Origin of the sequence: uncultured Streptococcus sp., from assembly GCF_963528215.1 — a bacterium.
Classification (GTDB): domain Bacteria; phylum Bacillota; class Bacilli; order Lactobacillales; family Streptococcaceae; genus Streptococcus.
In genome coordinates this window covers 55,352-74,734 of sequence record NZ_CAURVL010000010.1, presented here as the reverse complement: position 1 = coordinate 74,734, position 19,383 = coordinate 55,352, and the positions used below count along the sequence as shown (strand labels likewise).

Sequence of the window (19,383 nt, the reverse complement as noted above, 5' to 3'; positions counted from 1 at the left end):
TTTCACTTGCAGTTGTTAAGACTCTTATGAAACACCCATACATCAACGCTTCATTGACAGAAGATGGCAAGACCATTATCACTCACAACTATGTCAACCTTGCGATGGCAGTTGGTATGGATAACGGATTGATGACACCTGTTGTCTATAATGCTGAAAAAATGAGCTTGTCAGAGTTGGTTGTAGCCTTTAAGAATGTGATTGGTCGTACCTTAGATGGTAAATTGGCTCCAAGTGAACTTCAAAATTCAACATTTACAATCAGTAACTTGGGAATGTTTGGTGTTCAGTCCTTTGGGCCAATTATCAACCAACCAAACTCAGCTATTCTCGGAGTTAGCTCAACGGTTGAGAAACCTGTCGTTGTTAATGGCGAAATTGTTATCCGTCCAATTATGAGTCTGGGATTGACCATTGACCACCGTGTAGTTGATGGAATGGCTGGAGCTAAGTTTATGAAGGATTTGAAGGCTTTGATTGAAGATCCAATTTCAATGTTGGTATAAGATTTTATTTTCTTTGCTATTCTAAAAAGCGAAGAAGCACTCAGCAAATGAAAAATTAAATTAGAAAAGGAAAGAAAAATGGCTTTAGAAGTAATTATGCCAAAAGCCGGCGTGGATATGACCGAAGGGCAAATTGTCCAATGGAATAAGAAAGTCGGCGAATTTGTCAAAGAAGGAGAAATCCTTCTGGAAATCATGACTGACAAGGTCAGCATGGAATTGGAAGCTGAAGAAGATGGCTACCTGATTGCCATTCTCAAAGGTGACGGTGAAACTGTTCCAGTTACGGAAGTCATCGGTTACTTGGGAGAAGAAGGAGAAAACATTCCAACTGCTGGTGGAACTGCACCTGCGGAAACTCCAGCTCCTGCTGCAGCGGCAAATTCAGATGATGATAAGAGTGATGATGCTTACGATATCGTTGTTATCGGTGGCGGACCTGCTGGTTATGTAGCGGCTATCAAAGCCGCTCAGCTGGGTGGCAAGATTGCTTTGGTTGAGAAGTCTGAGCTAGGCGGAACCTGCTTGAACCGTGGCTGTATTCCTACCAAGACTTACTTGCACAATGCGGAAATCATTGAAAACCTTGGTCACGCTGCTAATCGAGGTATCATCATCGAAAATCCAAGCTTCTCAGTGGACATGGACAAGGTTCTTGAAACTAAAAACAAGGTTGTTAATACGCTTGTTGGCGGTGTTGCTGGACTTCTTCGCAGCTATGGCGTAGATGTTCATAAAGGAATTGGTACCATTACTAAAGACAAGAATGTTTTGGTTAATGGTTCAGAATTGCTTGAAACCAAGAAAATCATCCTTGCTGGTGGTTCCAAAGTCAGCAAGATCAATGTTCCTGGTATGGAATCATCTCTTGTTATGACCAGCGATGATATTCTGGAAATGAACGAAGTGCCAGAAAATCTAGTAATTATCGGCGGTGGTGTTGTCGGTATTGAACTTGGACAAGCCTTCATGACATTTGGCTCAAAAGTCACTGTCATTGAAATGATGGATCGTATCGTCCCAGCTATGGATGCGGAAGTTTCTAAAAACCTTCGCCTCATCTTGGAGCGCAAGGGTATGACAATTCTAACTGAAACCAAGTTGGAAGAAATCATCGAAGAAAACGGCAAACTTCGTATCAAAGTTGAAGGAAAGGAAGATATTCTAGCAGATAAGGCCCTGCTTTCTATCGGACGCGTGCCAGACTTAGAAGGCATTGGCGAGGTTGAGTTCGAACTGGATCGTGGCCGTATCAAGGTCAATGAGTACATGGAAACTTCTGTTTCAGGTATTTACGCACCAGGTGATATCAATGGTACTAAGATGCTGGCTCACGCAGCCTTCCGTATGGGTGAAGTGGCTGCTGAAAATGCTCTGAAAGGTAACCACCATGTTGCTAAACTCAATCTGACACCTGCAGCTATCTACACCCTGCCAGAAGTAGCAGCAGTTGGTTTGACAGAAGAGCAAGCTCGTGAGAAATACGATGTAGCAATTGGTAAGTTTAACTTCGCTGCTAACGGCCGTGCTATTGCTTCAGACGCAGCTCAAGGCTTCGTTAAAGTCATTGCTGACAAGAAGTATGGTGAAGTGCTCGGTGTTCATATCATTGGTCCTGCCGCAGCAGAATTGATTAACGAAGCATCCACCATCATCGAAATGGAAATCACCGTAGAAGAAATGCTTAAGACCATTCACGGTCATCCAACCTTCTCAGAAGTTATGTACGAAGCATTTGCGGACGTACTGGGATTGGCAGTTCACTCACCTAAGAAAAAATAATTTAAAAGATAGATTAGACTGGGCATAAATCATCGTTCCAGTCTCTATCGTATAAAGAGGTAGCTTATGAAATATATTGTTAACTACTCAAATGATACAGCTTTTAATATTGCTCTGGAAGAATATGCTTTCAAACACCTCTTGGATGAGGATGAAATTTTCCTGCTGTGGATTAACAAACCATCTATCATTGTTGGCCGCCACCAAAACACTATTGAAGAGATCAACCGTGATTATGTTCGTGAGCATGGCATTGAGGTCGTGCGTCGCATCAGTGGTGGTGGAGCTGTTTATCACGATTTAAACAACCTCAACTACACCATTATCTCTAAGGAAAGTGAAGATAGAGCCTTTGACTTTAAGAGTTTTTCTACACCAGTAATCAATACCCTGGCAGAGCTTGGTGTAAAGGCTGAATTCACTGGTCGTAATGACCTAGAGATTGATGGCAAGAAGTTCTGTGGCAATGCGCAGGCTTATATTAATGGCCGTATCATGCACCATGGTTGCCTGCTCTTTGATGTTGATTTGTCTGTCTTAGCCAATGCTCTTAAGGTTTCTAAAGACAAGTTCGAGTCCAAAGGTGTCAAATCCGTCCGTGCTCGCGTGACAAATATTGTCAATGAATTGCCGGAAAAGATTACTGTCGAAGAATTCCGCGATCTGCTTCTAGATTACATGAAGAAAGAATATCCAGAAATGACAGAATATGTCTTCTCTGAGAAAGAACTAGAAGAAATCAAGCAAATCAGAGATAGCAAGTTTGGAACTTGGGACTGGAACTACGGTAAATCGCCTGAATACAATGTGCGCCGTGGCACTAAGTTTACCAGCGGTAAGGTAGAAATCTTTGCCAATGTTGTTGAATCCAAGATTCAGGATATTAAAATCTATGGAGACTTCTTTGGTATTGAGGATGTAGCAGCAGTAGAAGATGTACTGCGCGGTGTTAAATACGAACGTGAAGATGTTCTGAAAGCTCTTGAAACGATTGATATTAGCCGCTACTTTGCTGGAATCAGCAGAGAAGAAATTGCCGAAGCTATCGTTGGTTAAAATATGACATAAAGAAAACCAAGCTCTCGAAGAGTTTGGTTTTTCATGTAAACGATATATTTCAAATCAACAACATTCTTACGTTTCCTTAACCAGCTAGTTTTTTCTGGGCTTTATCTACTAGATATGATAAAATGATAGGGAATCAGAGAAAGAGGTGTCTTGATGCAGAAAGTCCCAGTAGAAAGCCTTGGTCTGTTTGAGCAGTTGGACCGCACAGTTGTAGCTTTTCTGAAGAAAAAACCATCTCCTAATCCAGACAACTTTTATGTTAGCATATCTGAAGAAGATTATGAGAAAAAGAAAGAAGAATTTGAAAAATCAGGTTATCAAGCCGTGAAATTACCGCTTGGCATGGCGTTAGATAATGTGATTCAGCAACCTTCTTTCCAAAACCTAGTCATGGGCGGGCTCTACATGGTAGATGTCTTCGTTCCCAAGGAAGATCTGATGCCCTTGAAGGACCTTGTCGACAGCTTTTGCATCATGTTTGCAGCAGCTAATAACCGGATAGAGAATATCAAGGCTTACGATTTGATGAAGAGTAAGACGGTCTATTTTATCGGAAAACTCTTCATGGACAATCCTCAGCCAGGCGATGAAATTAGCTTCGAAGGATTGAATAGAGAAACAGCAGAAGGCTCCTACGAAGCAGTCAAATGTTTCCTAACTAGAGAAAGCGCCGAAAAGTACAATGCCAAAAATCGACCTGTCACAGCAGCAAACCTTGAACATCTCAAGCATTTCTGGGGCAAGCCGCTGATTGTTGAACCGCATCGAAATTATTGGATTGAGTTTATATAAAAGAAAGAGTGAAGCATCTAAACTAGATTTTCGCTCTTTTGTTATTATTGTCATTCTGTTAATTACATATTTTAAATTATGTAATATCATAATTTATCCAAAGCGTTCTTTTGCTCATCATTGACAATGTGGGTGTAGAGGTCTGTTACCTGAGTGCTAGCATGCCCTAGCTGGTGGCTGACGAGAACTTGAGATTTGGTTGCATCGTATAAACGTGTAGCAAGTGTGTGGCGGAGTTTGTGAGGCGTCACTCGCACCTTGAAGCCCTCAGAATACTTGGCCACCATTTTTTCAACACTGGAAGCATCGATTCGATTCGGAGTGCCTCGGTATTCAGTCAAAAAGAAGGCTGTATCCGTCTTTTCGGCCTTGTATCGTTTGCTTCGAATACTCAGGTACTCCTCTAAATAGGACTTGGCAAAAGCAGCAACATTGACAGAGTCCCTTTTTCCGCCTTTTCTTGTCACTTCAATGACCATCATTTTGAGATTGATGTCTTTCAGATCCAGATTAACAGCTTCAGACAGACGAACGCCAGAGGCTAGTAGCAAGGCAATGATGGCTAGATCACGTTCCTTGTTTTTGTTGAAGGAGGACAGGGCGCGATTAGAGAGCTTCTTAGGGTACTCCGTATCAATATACTGGAGAAATTCTTCCGTCTCATCCTCTAAAAAGAGCTTCTGCTTAATATTCTCTGCACGAGCAGCCAAGGTTTCCTTTTTCTTCTTAGTAGAAATCTTTTTCATCACATTTCGATAGAAGTAGGGCTCACCCTGCTCGTTTTCAACTTCCTCAGTCAAATATTTGTAGAGGCTGGACAAAGCCGACAGAGTCCGGTTGATGGTTGTCTGGGAAACACCGTTTTGGGTTGTGTTAGCATTGAGAAGCGGCCGCTCTCGCAGATAAAGAATAAAGGCCTCCATGTCTTTCTTGCTCATGTTTTCCAAGACCGAGAGAGGAATCTCAGCAATTTGAGAAGCATCTGTGATACCAGATTCTAGCACCCAGTTAAAAAAGCGATCATATTCTTTGAGATATTCGTATAAGGTTGTAAAACTATAAGGTACTGCCAGCTTAGACTGGTAATATTCCAGGATGTACCAGGGCATAGTGGCTTTGAGTTTATCAATTCTTTCTAATAACAGTTCACGTCTCATTATATTTCTCCGTTTTTCTATAATAGTAGTATAGCATATCTAGATATATTTTTCAAGAAAATTATAGTTTTTCGGAAAAATGATAGAGGGAGGTAAGCAATCTAACTTTACTACAAAACAGATAATAGAAATAATAAAAACAAGACAGAATTGAGAAATTCAAAAACTAAACTCTGTCTTGTTTCACTAAAACTTATTCTTCTAATTTAATTTTTTGAAAATAATCCAGTTGCCATTTTTGTGTTGCCTGAGCTGTTTTATTTAAATGTGTGCACCAGGACGGATAAAACCGCATAGCCATCTTTCCTTTACAATCCTTTGTAGAAAGAATTTTTTTACTGATAGCCTCCTCTTTGGGAATGATAAATATACCGCAATGACGGTCGTCGATAACGACAATTACCAGTTCATCACCTAAGTCTTTATCAGTATATGGAATGTTCTTATTGTCTTGGTCTTTTTTCCAAAAGACTGTAAAGTAGCCTTCTTTTTTAGGTGTCTTCTTTGCCAAACGGCATCTTTTATATTCTTGATCATCCTTTGGCTTAATCAAAATACTTTCATAGTCTTCATTCCATTTTTCATTTATCAGATCAAAGTCACCATAATACCTATGAAGAATGTCTGTCATTTTCATTGTTTTATCGCCTTTCTAATTTTTTACCAAATTAAATTATGTAAAATAATTACTAGAATAAAAATCCTTTAATCAAATCAACTACCTGTTCATTTTGCGGCAAGGAAGAATGGTGTGCATCCTTGCCTGTAATGATTACCTCTCTGTGTGAAGCAATCTTTCCTTTGTAAATCAAGCTCCCAGCCTCTACACTGCTTTTATGAACAATTCCGTCACCATCTCGGAAAAAGATTCCCAAAATCGACAAATGCTGAAGCTTCTTAGGAAGTTTTTCTTGGTTGGCTACAAAGTCATCTAACATATCAACTCGATGATTGAGATTCTTCTTGTTCAGATTATAAGGACTGCCAATAGTCAGGAGTTTTTCCATCTCAAGTCCGGAATGATTTGCTAGGTATTGCTGCAGAAATACTGTATAAACTAGACCACCATTAGAATGTCCCAGCGCCTTAAAACTGTTAAAAGAGTACTTGTTTCGCAAAACAGTCAAGGCAGCGTCAAACATTGCCGCCTGCTGCTTGATGTTTTCATATCCATCACGATTATTCTGAAAACCAACCACAAAAATGGGGTTTCTGTCCTTACGCTTCAAATGCCCCCGATAAGTCATGTGTCCGTCATTCCAGATTTTAATACGGACTAGGTTATGATGTGGATGCTGATTGCGGTTTAGCATTTTAACCATTCGATTAAAGCGATTTTCCGTGGCAGAACTACCAGGAATCATGATAATAGGACTCATTTTGACCTTGCTGGCAGGTAGATGAGAAATAGGGTGGGAAGGCAGCTTATTCAATAATTTTTGAAAGGTTTTAGCAAGTCGATGAATCAATTGAGTCAAAAAAGGCTTCATTCTAGTCTCCGTATCTGATATTTCCAAAAACAAGCCACATAAAACTTAGTTATGCGACTTGTTTTTTTGTTATTACTTCCGCTTCTTCTTGTTTTTCTTCATTTGCTTAGCCATTTTGTTCATGCTGCGGCGCATTAGAAACTCTCCGGCCTTACCCTTGAGACCGCCGCCAAACATTTGGCTCATATCCGGCATTCCTCCGCCACCAGGCATGTTCTTAGGCATATTGTTTGGATTGAGCCCCATTTGCTTCATCATCTTGCTCATATCGCCTGACAGAACGCCCTGCATCATCTGTTTAGCTTGATTGAAGTCTTTGATAAATTTATTAACATCAACGAAGCTGTTACCCGAACCATTGGCAATTCGCCGGCGACGGCTAGGACTCAGCAAGTCAGGGTTTTCACGCTCAGCCGGTGTCATAGAGGATACAATGGCACGCTTGCGGGCAATTTCTTTCTCGTCCACTTTGATATTCTTGAGGGCAGGATTATTGGCCATACCTGGAATCAGCTTGAGCAAGTCTTCCATAGGTCCCATGCCTTGTACCTGATCCAGCTGATCAATGAAGTCATTGAAATCAAAGGTGTTTTCCCGCATCTTTTCAGCCATTTCAAGCGATTTTTTCTCATCGTATTCCTGAGAGGCTTTTTCAATCAGAGTCAGCATGTCCCCCATGCCCAGAATCCGGCTGGACATACGGTCTGGGTGGAAGGTTTCAATATCAGTTATTTTTTCACCGGTACCAGTAAATTTAATAGGCTTACCAGTAATCTGACGAACAGACAGGGCTGCACCACCACGGGTATCGCCATCAATCTTAGTCAGGATAACCCCGGTCACTTCCAGTTGACTGTTAAATTCTCGAGCGACATTAGCCGCTTCCTGACCAATCATGGCATCGACAACCAAGAGGATTTCATTCGGATTAGCCAGCGCTTTGACATCTGACAGCTCCTGCATGAGCTTTTCGTCAATCTGAAGGCGCCCAGCCGTATCAATCAGGACATAGTCATTGTGGTTTGCTTTGGCTTGCTCCAAACCCTGACGGACAATCTCAACTGCTGGAACTTCGGTCCCCAGAGCAAAGACAGGTACATCAATTTGCTGTCCAAGTGTTTTCAGCTGATCAATAGCCGCCGGACGGTAAATATCCGCCGCAATCATGAGCGGACGAGCATTTTCTTCTTTCTTAAGCTTATTAGCAAGCTTTCCAGCAAAGGTGGTCTTACCAGCACCCTGCAGACCAACCATCATGATAATAGTCGGAATCTTTGGTGACTTGATAATCTCAGCAGTATCAGAACCCAAGATAGTTGTCAGCTCTTCGTCAACAATCTTGATAATCTGTTGCGCTGGATTGAGGGTGTCGATAACTTCATGGCCGACAGCGCGCTCACGGACTTTCTTGATAAAGTCTTTGACAACCGGCAGAGCAACATCGGCTTCTAAAAGGGCCAGACGAATCTCTTTGGTTGCTTCCTGGACATCGTTCTCCGAGATTTTTCCTTTTCTGCGCAGATTTTTAAAGACGTTCTGCAAACGTTCCGTTAAACTTTCAAATGCCATTTTTTATTTCTCCTAGTTTCTATTTCAATCAATTCAGTGGAAATTTTCCAAAACGTGTTAAACAAGCGTATTCTTCAGCAGAGACTTCTTTCATAATCTCATTTGGGTAGCCCCAGCAGCTGAAGCCTTCTTGCATTGCTTTAGAAAGATCGTCAGGGGAGATGATTTGTACCCTGGCAGGAAAAGATTCTTCCAACTCTAACAACCAGCAAGACATTCCCTTGTAGATAACTTGTTTAGCCATATGGTCACTCCCTATTATCAATACCAGACAGAATCCCGATCTGCTCCTGCAGATAGCTGTCGTCAGGGTATTTCTCTGTAATCTGGTCAAATATCTGACTTCTGACAATATAGTCCGAGTACATGTGCAGCTTTTTCTCATAGTCTTCCAGAATCTTCTCTGTCCGTTTGATATTATCATAAACGGCCTGACGGCTAACACCAAACTCCTCGGCAATCTCTGCCAGACTGTAATCATCTGCATAGTAGAGTTCAATATAGTTCATCTGCTTGTCAGTCAAAAGCGCCGCATAAAACTCAAAAAGAGCATTCATTCGGTTTGTTTTTTCAATTTCCATAAGAAACATTATACCAGAAAAGCATGATAAACTCTAGTCTGACAAGGGAAATAAACACTCGAAATATGAGATTGCAAAACTTCAATCAGCTTTTTCTTCTGTGTAAAAGACAAGTAAAAAACTCTTAGTGATAACTAAGAGTTTTGCAATAATTAATTGTTTTCCAAATAGAATTCAAAACGATCGCCAACATACTGACTTTTTACATATTCAAAAGCTGTACCATCATCAAAGTAAGAAATCTGAGTCAGTCCTAATATAGCATGGCCTCGAGGAATATCGAGGTAATTGGCGATTTTTTCCTTAGCCAGCCGAGCATAGATAGTCTGCTGTGACTTGCCAATCTTATAGCCATGTTCCTGCAAGGTCTGGAAGAAATGACTGGTCACCTCTTCTTTTTTGAAATTCTTAATGAACTTCTCTGGAATTGAAGCCACCTCGTAGACCACTGGCAAATCGTCAGCGTAGCGAACCCGCTCCATCCGAATGACATTTTCTGTCTTATGGATGCCTAGCTTTTCCACTTCCTGCTCACTCGGCAGAGTGCGTCGATAAGAAATGAGCTGACTGGACGGCGTTTTGCCTTGTGCTTTCATGATTTCCGTGAAGCTGGTGGTGCCGCGCATTTTCTCCTGAACACGTGTGCTGGCTACAAAGGTTCCACTACCAACCCGACGCTCCAGCACTCCCTCCTCAACCAAGAGCGTGATGGCCTGACGCAGGGTCATACGGCTGACCTTAAAGGTTTCGGCTAGATCACGCTCGCTGGGCAGGCGCTCCCCAATCTCCCAAACGGCATCGTCAATGTCTTTCTTAATCTGATCATGAATTTTGATATATGCGGGCAACATGTTGACTCTTCTTTCTTATTTGGTACCTTCCTTTATTTTAGTACCAAATACTTCAAATGTCAAACTAAATATTGAAGAATAGCTCCTTTTCTCACGAATTCATTTGTTTTTTCAAAAAAGATCAACATTTTAAGAGCTTGTTTATTTGATTTTAGTCAGAGATAGCACTGGCGTCCATGGCAAGTCGGTCTAAACAAACGATAATAGCAAACTAAAGTCTCATATTCGTTTTTTCATCACCCTTACTCCTTATTACCTTGGAAAAATTCCTTTTTTGTGATAAAATGAGGGGAAAAGATTACTTCTTTTAAGAAAGGGAACAGATGACAACTAGAACTGAATTGCAAGATGTCGAAAAGATCATCGTGCTTGATTACGGAAGCCAGTACAACCAGCTGATTTCACGTCGCATTCGTGAAATCGGTGTTTTTTCTGAGCTCAAGAGCCACAAGATTACTGCTGACGAAGTCCGTGCTATCCAGCCTGTCGGGATTATCCTTTCAGGCGGTCCGAATTCTGTATATGAAGATGGCTCCTTTGATATTGACCCGGAAATTTTCGAGTTGGGAATCCCAGTTTTGGGGATCTGCTATGGTATGCAACTGTTGACTCACAAGCTGGGCGGCAAGGTTGTCCCTGCTGGTCATGCTGGAAATCGAGAATATGGGCAGTCAACTCTGTCACATACTGCCAACTCCAGCCTTTTCAACGGAACACCTGAAAGCCAGCTAGTTCTTATGAGCCATGGAGATGCAGTAACAGAAATTCCTGCTGACTTTGTTCGTACTGGTACTTCTGCTGACTGTCCTTTTGCAGCAATTGAAAATTCTGCTAAGAAAATCTACGGCATTCAGTTCCACCCTGAGGTTCGTCATTCGGAGTTTGGCTATGATATTCTTCGAAACTTTGCTCTTAATATTTGTGGAGCCAAAGGTGACTGGTCTATGGATAACTTCATTGACATGGAAATTCAAAAAATCCGCCAAACCGTTGGTGACAAGAAGGTGCTGTTGGGACTTTCTGGTGGTGTAGACTCTTCTGTCGTCGGTGTTCTCTTGCAGAAAGCAATCGGTGATCAACTAATCTGTATCTTTGTGGATCATGGTCTTTTGCGTAAAGGCGAAGCTGATCAGGTCATGGATATGCTTGGCGGCAAATTTGGTTTGAATATCGTCAAGGCAGACGCAGCTAAACGTTTCCTTGATAAACTAGCCGGTGTTTCAGATCCAGAGCAAAAACGTAAAATCATTGGAAACGAGTTTGTCTATGTCTTTGACGACGAAGCTAGCAAACTGAAAGATGTGAAATTCTTGGCTCAAGGAACGCTCTATACAGACGTTATCGAGTCCGGAACTGACACCGCTCAGACTATTAAATCTCACCACAATGTTGGTGGTCTGCCGGAAGACATGCAGTTTGAGCTGATTGAGCCGTTGAACACACTTTATAAGGACGAAGTTCGTGCTTTGGGTACAGAGCTTGGTATGCCTGATGAAATTGTCTGGCGCCAACCATTCCCAGGACCAGGACTTGCTATTCGCGTTATGGGAGAAATTACTGAGGAAAAATTGGAAACTGTCCGTGAATCGGATGCTATTCTCCGCGAAGAAATTGCCAAAGCTGGTCTTGACCGCGACATCTGGCAATACTTTACTGTTAATACAGGCGTCCGTTCTGTTGGAGTCATGGGCGACGGCCGGACTTACGACTACACAATTGCGATTCGCGCTATCACTTCTATTGATGGCATGACAGCTGACTTTGCCAAGATTCCTTGGGATGTTCTGCAAAAAATCTCTGTACGTATCGTCAACGAAGTAGACCATGTCAACCGCATCGTCTACGATATCACCAGCAAACCACCTGCAACTGTAGAGTGGGAGTAACAAACAAATCTTATTTTAAATGATAACTGTAGAAACAAACAAGGCTAGAACTAAAATGTTCTAGCCTTGTTTTATATAGTCTTGGAATTAACCGCCAAACAATCCTTTAAAGAAGTTGACAATGGCATTCCAGATATTAGAAAAGAAATTACCACCTTCTTGAAGGAGGCCGTTTGCATCAAAGTTAAGGTTAATATTGTTAAAAGTATCCCCTGCCTTTGAAACAATGCTGTCTTTCAAGTCACTAAGTGTCTTTGTAAAGTCAGAATCCGTAATGACTCCACTGTTTGAAAGATTGACAGCAAAATTCACGATGAGGTTAATTTGGTCACTGGTCACTGACTGAGTCAGACCGTAGTTTTTCAAGGTTTCTTCAACAATCTTACGGACATCATCTGCTGTCAGATTGCTGTTGTTCTTCTTAGCATTGGCGATGGCTGCTTTGATATCAGCCAGAGCTACGTTGAGCTTGTCTGCGTCATAGCCTTCCTTACCTGTGTTTTCAGCATTGATACCAGAAAGGGCAGCCAGTTCTTCCTGTGCTAGATTTTTATTTTCCTGAGGAATGGTCGCGCCATTATCTTCCAGAGAGTAGTAAATCCCTGCCAAGGCACTCTCACCTGTTACCGGAATCGGTGCAGCAACGGTAATCTGCGCGTGCTTAACACCCAGTGTTACGGCCGCATTGCGATACATATCCTCTGTAACCTTGGTGATGTTTTGCGGAGTGACAATTTTGACCTCTAATGGCTTATTGCTGCCTAACTTCTGGATTTTTACAGAAGAATAAAGCTGCAGGCTAGGGTCATTAGCAACATCCATGATTTTAGAGTAGACTTCTGGAGTCATGGTCTTAAGTGGCTTGCTGTCGCTGGATGAATTGTAGCCCAACATCTGCAAGGTCTGCTGTTTTTGGTTCTCATCTAAGGAGTAACCTAGAACATACTCAGGCTGCACATAAGTCTCATCAATGACTTTCTGAACATTTGAATCGGCAGCTGCGGTCGATACAGTAAACAGAGTAGCCAGCAAGGCTCCTGCTGTCATTAAAGTTTTTTTGAATTTCATATTTTTTCCTCTTTTCCTCCCGCTATAGTTTCCCAAATTCTATAACTGTTTTATACAGTAAACTTTCTATCTGACTGCCTCTAATTTCTGTTTCTTGAGCTTATAAATTCTGCTCCATTTGGTTTTCAGAGTGCTTCAGTTGAGTTGCTGCAATGATGGAGTTATTATTATCTCATCCATTGAGGGCTTGAGATAATAGATACATTTTACAACATTTCTCAAAGAAGTTCAAAGAAAAAACAGTCACTGGATTTGCTAGCCAGTAACTGCTCTTTTCTACTTTTTCCAAAGGAAGTCGATTAGTAATTCATCTACTTCTGGATTCTCATGCAATTGGCTGTGCTGAGCCAACTGACCTGTGATTTTCTTTTCCTGGTAAGATTTGGCATTTTCAACTAGGAGATATTTGAGGCTGCGAGAAGAAATATTGAGGACAGAACCGTCGGATTCATTTTTAAAATCACCGTAAATGTTCAGAACATCTACTTGCTCTTGCGGATAGATTTCTCGTAATCCCAGTAGATTTTGATAAGTCTGGCTCATAGCACTAGGCTGGCCAGTTTGGTCGTCTAGAATTGTCAAATCTTCAGGCAAGTCCCTTCTTTCCAGACCGTTAACATGGTTGGCAATATTGACCTGCTTTTGCAACTGAGGAAGATTTTCATCCTGACCGTTCTCCAACATATAAAAGAGGATAGACATATTCCCCATCGAATGGCCTACCAGATTCATCTTATCAAAGCCATAAGTTTCTTGTAACTTACGAATCACAGCTGCTGCATATTTGCCATCTTGAGCATAGTCGGCATTGCGGTTATCTTCGTAGTTTACTTTAATAATGGGATTGATAGCACCTTTCGGTATCTCTCCTAATAAGCTTACTTGCCCATTTTTACTGACATTTGCTGTGATAATTGTCTGAGTGACGCCAGCCTTTTTGGCAGCCTCTGTCATATGATTTTCAGCATTAGAGCTGGATCCAAAACCATGGAAAAACAAGGTCGGCGTTGTTGACTGCACATAGTATTTTGTATTGAGGCTAGTGGCTTCTTTGTGGTTGTAAAAAGCTGTTAGACCGGCAATTGTCACTAAAACCAGAATGAGGAGCTTAAAACCGAGTTTCTTGTTCATTTTTCATTCCTTTTTATGATAGATGTACAAAATTATACCATGTATCCATCGTGGTTACAAATATCTGGATTATTACTCCACTATCAAAAAAGAAAGAAGCTTGAAAACTTCTTTCTAAAACCATTTTAAGAGGCGCATGATGTGCATGTTCATCTTGACCTGACGAGAATAATAATAATTACCGCCGTTGATATAGAGTTCTGGCCCGTGGAAAATTGAAATCAGGTTATAGTAGCCGTAGGTCTTGCCAGTTACATTTCCTAAGCTTGGTGCTACTACATCTTTGGAATATTTTTTAGCCAGCTCCAGCGTATTTTCGCCACCGTTTTTAGCAACGTAGTCGATATAAGCCTGACCGAAATTATAGGCTTGTACTGCTGTCCAAACATCCACCTTTTTCTCGCTAGCTAACTCTAGGTTATCAGACAAGGTCTGAACTCCTTGGCGAATACTTTCTTTGTTATCCGTGATGGCATTAGTCTGACCAGTTGCGCTTTCACTGGACTGCATGACATCGGTGTCTTTTCCCTTGGTCTCTGTATAAATCATGGCCAGCACCAATTCTTCATTGGCCGCTGTGTCCTGCTCATCAAGCACTTCTCTGACCAATGTCTGATACTTCATGACCTGCTTGACATCATGATGAACCTGATAAATCTTGTAGCCAGCAAAGAGCACGAAAAGGACTAAAATCAGTCTTCTTAGAAATTTAAACATTATTTATTTTGGATATCCTCGATGTTCTTAATCAAAATAGAATAGGTCCCGTTATCGTTCTGGATAAATTCTACCGACTCTGCGTCCTGATAGACATTATTAGGAACGATGAGCTCAATTCCATTTGAAAGGGAGAGTTTCTGATTTTCGAACTTTTTCTTCTGGCGGCTGCTGTCAATCTCATCAAACTTGACTGGCTCTGGAATAGCTTCCTTGACTTGGTCAATAAAGGTAAGTCGGGCAGTCAGATTGCTGTCAAAAAGATCATCGGCCAACTTCTCAGGCGACAGTTCGTCATTTTCTTCCAGATTTTTGAAAATACTGGATTTGACCTTGGACTGGAACTGAAAATCGTCTTTGTTAAAACTTTCGGCAACCTTCTGAGCTGTCTTCTCTAGAGCTTTGATTGATTTCTTAGCTGAGATTGTCGGATTGACCTGCAAGAGATTATCTGACATATAATTGAGAAAGGCACCGTTATACTTGATGCGCTTTTCAATCAGATGGTACTTGCGAGATTTGAGATTGATGACCAAAGCCTCGTCCGCACCCGTACCAAAGCCAGGCAGATTGTTCTGCGTCAGCTTGATAGGATTGTCCACCTCGCCACCTAAGTGGGTCAGAGTTTCCCGCAGAGCAATCCGCAGAAAAGCAAAGTGTTCCACACCCTCTTTGTCAAACTGGACAAAAATCAGATCATTGGTTTTCTGATTTTCACTGACTGAAAACTCCTCCTGCCAGAGCTTGGCAACTGTCACTGATGTTTCCAGTAGGTCATCTGAAAGCTGAGCTAAAAAGACATTTTCGGGATCGAAAACACCTGTTTTAGCATCGTCAGAATAGACCCGTTCAATCTTCTTGCGCAGGTATTCTTCAATCTTGGGAGTAATGTTGAGAAACTTATCCGCCAGCAGTAGTTCGGTATCAGCTGGGCTGAATTGATGAATAATCGCTTTTTTTACGTAAATATCCATCTTAGTTCAAGCCCTCATAGAGTGGAAAAGCGTCCGTCAATTCGCGAACTTCTGCCCGCACCTGATTTAGCACCGCTTCGTTTTCAGCGTTTTCCAGAGCCTTGATAATAAGCTCTGCTACCTTGATACTTTCTGTTACACCAAAGCCTCGAGCTGCAATAGCTGCTGTGCCGATACGAATGCCGCTAGTCTTAAACGGTGACAAAGTTTCGTAAGGGATGGAGTTTTTATTAAGCGTGATATTAACCTCATCCAAGAGATTTTGAGCTACTTTCCCATTTTCTACAACTTTAGTGACATCCACCAAGAAAAGGTGATTTTCAGTACCGTCAGAAATCACACGGAACTTGTCATGCTGACGGAAGACTTGCGCCATTGCTTGGGCATTGTCCAAAATCTGCTGAGCATAAACCTTGAAAGCTGGGTCAAGTACTTCTTTAAAGGCAACTGCTTTGGCTGCAATGACATGCTCCAATGGTCCGCCTTGAATGCCTGGGAAGATAGCTGAGTTAATTTTCTTAGCTAGGTCTTCATCATTTGTCAAAATCAAGCCACCGCGAGGACCACGTAAGGTCTTGTGGGTCGTTGTTGTTGTGATATCCGCATAAGGCACAGGGCTCGGATGGAGACCTGCAGCAACCAAACCAGCAATGTGAGCCATATCTACCATAAGCTTAGCACCTACCGCATCAGCGATTTCACGGAATTTTGAGAAGTCAATGATATGAGAGTAGGCTGAAGCCCCCGCCACAATCAGCTTAGGCTGAACCTCTTTGGCTTGCTGGAGGATTGCATCAAAGTCCAGCAATTCTGTTTCCGGATCAACACTATAGGATACAAAATTATAGGTTTGACCAGAGAAGCTGACTGATGCACCATGAGTCAAGTGGCCGCCGGCAGACAAATCCATACCCATAACAGTATCACCTGGCTCAATCAAAGCCATATAAGCTGCACAATTAGCCTGGCTGCCTGAGTGAGGCTGAACATTAGCAAACTTGGCACCAAAGATTTCCTTGGCGCGTTCAATTGCCAGTCTCTCAATCACATCCACTACATCTGTCCCACCATAGTAACGGCGACCAGGATAGCCTTCAGCGTACTTATTGGTTAAAATAGAACCTTGAGCAGCCATGACAGCTTTAGAAACGACATTTTCTGAAGCAATCAGCTCAATATTATGCTGCTGACGTTCTTCTTCTTTAGCAACTGCTTCCCAAATCTCTGGGTCAAATGCTTTGTAGTCTTCTTGGTCAAAAATCATAAGGTGTCTCCCTTCTTTTGCGAAAATAGGACCTTAGGTCCTAAAAGTTAAAATTTTATATCATTTACTTGGGCGAGAATATCCTCGCGAGTGATTGCCCCTTGGCGTAGAATAAGTGCCTTTTCTCCAGACAAGTCTAGAATAGTTGAATCCTGACCTGTCAAGGATGCATCATCTTCTAGCCCTGAGACCTCCTCTTGAAAATCCATCATAATCTGCTGGAAAGAAGTTCCACTGGCTTTTCCAGAAAGATTGGCGGATGGACCAATCAAGGGACCGTACTTGCTAATCAAGTCCAGGGTAACTGGATGTTTAGGAATCCGAAAGCCCACAGTTTCCATACCTGAGTTTATCCAAGCAGGCACTCGGTCATTGGCTTTGAGGATAATAGTCAGCGGTCCAGGCAGAAAGGTTTGATAGAGTTGCTCCAGATAACTGGGCTGATTCTTGGAAAAGGCATAAATCTCTTCCAAGCTAGCCACATTGAGATTAAGAGCCTTGTCACGAGGTCTTCGTTTTAATTCGTAGACTCGTTCAACCGCCTTTTGATTCAAAGCCTGAGCAAAGAGGCCATAAACAGTTTCTGTCGGCAAGACAACCGCTTCGCCTGCTGCCAGAGTCTTTTCTATCTTATCCATTGTCAACCGCCACCATTCTATCTTTGCCGAATTGATCTTTCAGAACTCGGATTCGTTTGTGTGGGAAGGATTGTTTCAGTAACTCCCTGACACCATCTCCTTGCTTGTAACCAATTTCCAGATAGATTTTTCCTTTTGCTGTCAGATATTCCCCTGCCTGCCCTGCTATTTTCCGATAGACAGCATAGCCATCTTCCTCAGCAAAGAGGGCCATATGAGGCTCTGAGGTCAGAACGTTAAGTCCAACTTCGTCTTTATCTGCTTCTGAAATATAGGGTGGGTTGGAGACGACGATGTCAAATTTTCCTTGGATAGCATCCAAGCAATCAGATTGGACAAAAGCAAGGTTAAGGCCGCAAGACTGAGCGTTTTCTGCTGCCAAGGCAAGAGCATGGCCCGAGAGATCAGAAGCAGTAATCTGCCAGTCTGGACGGCTGTTTGCCAGTGCAAGAGCAATGGCTCCGCTACCAGTCCCTATATCCAAGACAGACAGAGAACTTTCAGGATTTTCTGACAAAATCAGCTCCACTAGCTCTTCGGTCTCAGGCCTTGGAATCAACACCCGCTCGTCTACCTTGAGAGTCAAACCGTGAAAATCACTGCTACCAATGATATACTGGGCAGGCTTATGAGCAAGCAGCTGCTCTTGAATCGCTTTTAGGTGGTCACGGTCTTTTTGACTTACTTCTGCCCTAAGTTTGAGAACAAAGTCGGTAAAGGAGAGCTTATTGAGAGCCCGATAAACGAAAGACAGACTTTCCGCTTCTTCTCCTGCTGCTACTAGCTCCTGCTCTAACTCCGCCAAATATTGAGCCATTACCATTATTTATTCAGCTCTTCTAGTTTTTGTGTTTGGTCATAGAGAACCAGAGCATCAACGACTTCATCCAGTTTGCCGGCTAAAATCGTGTCCAGTTTTTGCAGAGTCAATCCGATACGGTGGTCTGTCACCCGGTTTTGTGGGAAATTATAGGTACGAATCCGCTCTGAGCGATCACCTGTACCAATCGTAGACTTGCGCTCCGCATCCTGCTCATCTTGAGCGATTTGAGCGAAATGGTCTGCCACACGAGCTCGGATGATTTTCATAGCCTTATCCCGGTTCTTCTGCTGGGTACGTTCTTCCTGCATTTCGACCTTGATATTGGTTGGCAGATGGACAATACGAACCGCAGTTGCAACCTTATTGACGTTCTGTCCGCCGGCACCTGAAGCGTGGTAGATGTCCACCCGCAAATCTTTAGGATCAATGTCGTATTCTACTTCTTCAATTTCTGGCATAACCAAGACAGTTGCCGTAGAGGTGTGAACGCGACCTTGGCTTTCGGTTACAGGAACCCGCTGTACGCGGTGAGCGCCAGATTCATACTTAAGCTTTGAGTAGACCGACTGCCCCGAAACCATAGCAACCACTTCCTTGATCCCACCTACACCATTGTAAGAAGCTTCCATAACTTCGAAGCGCCAGCCTTGGCTTTCAGCATATTTTTGATACATCTGCAAGAGATCTCCTGCAAACAACTGAGCCTCATCTCCTCCTGCAGCTCCGCGGATTTCAAGGATAATATTCTTGTCGTCATTTGGATCTTTCGGTAAAAGAAGGATTTTTAGTTTTTCCTCGTATTCTTCTTTTTCAGCCTTAGCATCTTTTAGTTCTTGCTTGGCCATTTCCTCCAAGTCCGCATCACCAGAGGCGTCTTTTATCATTTCTTCAGCGTCTGTGATGTTTTGCAGGACTTTTTTATACTCACGGTATGCCGTCACTGTATCTCGGGTGCTGGCTTCTTCCTTAGAAAGCTCCATAAAACGCTTGGTATCACTAACTACATCAGGGTCGCTTAGGAGTTCACCAAGTTCTTCGTAGCGATCTTCCACCGCTTGTAACTGTTCATAGATGTTCATAGATTTT

Annotated in this window: 20 protein-coding genes; 5 read left to right on the top strand and 15 right to left on the bottom strand. The window is 42.4% G+C overall.

The genetic code is table 11. The annotated features are described in order from the left end of the window. From RWS24_RS06050 to RWS24_RS06035, 4 genes are all read left to right on the top strand, one after another. On the top strand, positions 1–506 hold a 506-nt coding region (locus tag RWS24_RS06050), incomplete at its 5' end, for a 2-oxo acid dehydrogenase subunit E2 (protein ID WP_314366117.1). Positions 507–584: 78 nt separating this feature from the next. Beyond that, entirely contained in the window at positions 585–2,288 is a 1,704-nt protein-coding gene (gene lpdA / locus RWS24_RS06045; protein WP_314366116.1) for a dihydrolipoyl dehydrogenase, read from the top strand. A gap of 66 nt (positions 2,289–2,354) precedes the next feature. Beyond that, on the top strand, positions 2,355–3,344 hold the full coding sequence (locus tag RWS24_RS06040; RefSeq protein WP_002895497.1) for a lipoate--protein ligase: 990 nt from the start codon (positions 2,355–2,357) through the stop codon (positions 3,342–3,344). Positions 3,345–3,509: 165 nt separating this feature from the next. Next, entirely contained in the window at positions 3,510–4,148 is a 639-nt protein-coding gene (locus RWS24_RS06035) for a hypothetical protein (protein ID WP_314366115.1), read from the top strand. A gap of 86 nt (positions 4,149–4,234) precedes the next feature. On the opposite strand, the gene xerS is transcribed toward RWS24_RS06035, so the two are convergent. From xerS to RWS24_RS06000, 7 genes are all read right to left on the bottom strand, one after another. After that, a complete protein-coding gene (gene xerS / locus RWS24_RS06030; RefSeq protein ID WP_314366114.1) occupies positions 4,235–5,305 on the bottom strand; it encodes a tyrosine recombinase XerS in 1,071 nt (356 codons plus the stop codon). 193 nt (positions 5,306–5,498) lie between these two features. Further along, on the bottom strand, positions 5,499–5,942 hold the full coding sequence (locus tag RWS24_RS06025) for a MepB family protein (protein ID WP_314366113.1): 444 nt from the start codon (positions 5,940–5,942) through the stop codon (positions 5,499–5,501). Positions 5,943–5,994: 52 nt separating this feature from the next. Then, a complete protein-coding gene (locus RWS24_RS06020; RefSeq protein WP_314366112.1) occupies positions 5,995–6,795 on the bottom strand; it encodes an alpha/beta hydrolase in 801 nt (266 codons plus the stop codon). 72 nt (positions 6,796–6,867) lie between these two features. Next, entirely contained in the window at positions 6,868–8,364 is a 1,497-nt protein-coding gene (gene ffh / locus RWS24_RS06015; protein ID WP_314366111.1) for a signal recognition particle protein, read from the bottom strand. A gap of 28 nt (positions 8,365–8,392) precedes the next feature. After that, complete coding sequence (locus RWS24_RS06010; RefSeq protein WP_004191299.1) at positions 8,393–8,608, bottom strand: hypothetical protein; 216 nt, start codon at positions 8,606–8,608, stop codon at positions 8,393–8,395. 4 nt (positions 8,609–8,612) lie between these two features. Continuing rightward, positions 8,613–8,945, bottom strand: a complete 333-nt coding sequence (locus RWS24_RS06005) for a putative DNA-binding protein (protein WP_032907526.1) — start codon at positions 8,943–8,945, stop codon at positions 8,613–8,615. Positions 8,946–9,097: 152 nt separating this feature from the next. Further along, positions 9,098–9,796 (bottom strand): GntR family transcriptional regulator, encoded by a 699-nt coding sequence (locus RWS24_RS06000; protein WP_002909746.1) that lies wholly within the window; start codon positions 9,794–9,796, stop codon positions 9,098–9,100. Between the two features lie 323 nt (positions 9,797–10,119). Here RWS24_RS06000 and guaA point away from each other — a divergent pair, with 323 nt between their 5' ends. Continuing rightward, positions 10,120–11,682 (top strand): glutamine-hydrolyzing GMP synthase, encoded by a 1,563-nt coding sequence (gene guaA / locus RWS24_RS05995; RefSeq protein WP_314366110.1) that lies wholly within the window; start codon positions 10,120–10,122, stop codon positions 11,680–11,682. An 87-nt stretch (positions 11,683–11,769) separates the two neighbouring features. Here the strand turns inward: guaA and RWS24_RS05990 are convergent, their stop codons facing one another. From RWS24_RS05990 to prfA, 8 genes are all read right to left on the bottom strand, one after another. Beyond that, the gene (locus RWS24_RS05990; RefSeq protein WP_314366109.1) at positions 11,770–12,750 is read right to left on the bottom strand and encodes a DUF1002 domain-containing protein; all 981 of its coding nucleotides are present in this window, start codon (positions 12,748–12,750) and stop codon (positions 11,770–11,772) included. Between the two features lie 276 nt (positions 12,751–13,026). Continuing rightward, positions 13,027–13,881 carry an alpha/beta hydrolase gene (locus RWS24_RS05985; protein WP_314366108.1) on the bottom strand — a complete coding sequence of 285 codons (855 nt, stop codon included), beginning with the start codon at positions 13,879–13,881 and terminating at the stop codon, positions 13,027–13,029. Between the two features lie 114 nt (positions 13,882–13,995). Then, positions 13,996–14,598, bottom strand: coding sequence for a lysozyme family protein (locus RWS24_RS05980; protein ID WP_002915229.1), 603 nt, complete (start codon positions 14,596–14,598; stop codon positions 13,996–13,998). Beyond that, positions 14,598–15,572: a nucleoid-associated protein gene (locus tag RWS24_RS05975; protein WP_002897580.1), complete on the bottom strand. Its 975-nt coding sequence runs from the start codon at positions 15,570–15,572 to the stop codon at positions 14,598–14,600. Before RWS24_RS05975 ends, RWS24_RS05980 begins: the two co-directional genes overlap by 1 nt. Before the next feature lies 1 nt (position 15,573). Continuing rightward, positions 15,574–16,836: a serine hydroxymethyltransferase gene (gene glyA / locus RWS24_RS05970; protein WP_314366107.1), complete on the bottom strand. Its 1,263-nt coding sequence runs from the start codon at positions 16,834–16,836 to the stop codon at positions 15,574–15,576. Positions 16,837–16,883: 47 nt separating this feature from the next. Next, positions 16,884–17,474, bottom strand: coding sequence for an L-threonylcarbamoyladenylate synthase (locus RWS24_RS05965; protein ID WP_314366106.1), 591 nt, complete (start codon positions 17,472–17,474; stop codon positions 16,884–16,886). Further along, entirely contained in the window at positions 17,467–18,297 is an 831-nt protein-coding gene (gene prmC / locus RWS24_RS05960; protein ID WP_314366105.1) for a peptide chain release factor N(5)-glutamine methyltransferase, read from the bottom strand. The genes RWS24_RS05965 and prmC overlap by 8 nt, the downstream gene beginning before the upstream one ends. Then, on the bottom strand, positions 18,297–19,376 hold the full coding sequence (gene prfA / locus RWS24_RS05955; RefSeq protein ID WP_002895522.1) for a peptide chain release factor 1: 1,080 nt from the start codon (positions 19,374–19,376) through the stop codon (positions 18,297–18,299). The genes prmC and prfA overlap by 1 nt, the downstream gene beginning before the upstream one ends. Positions 19,377–19,383: the final 7 nt, after the last annotated feature.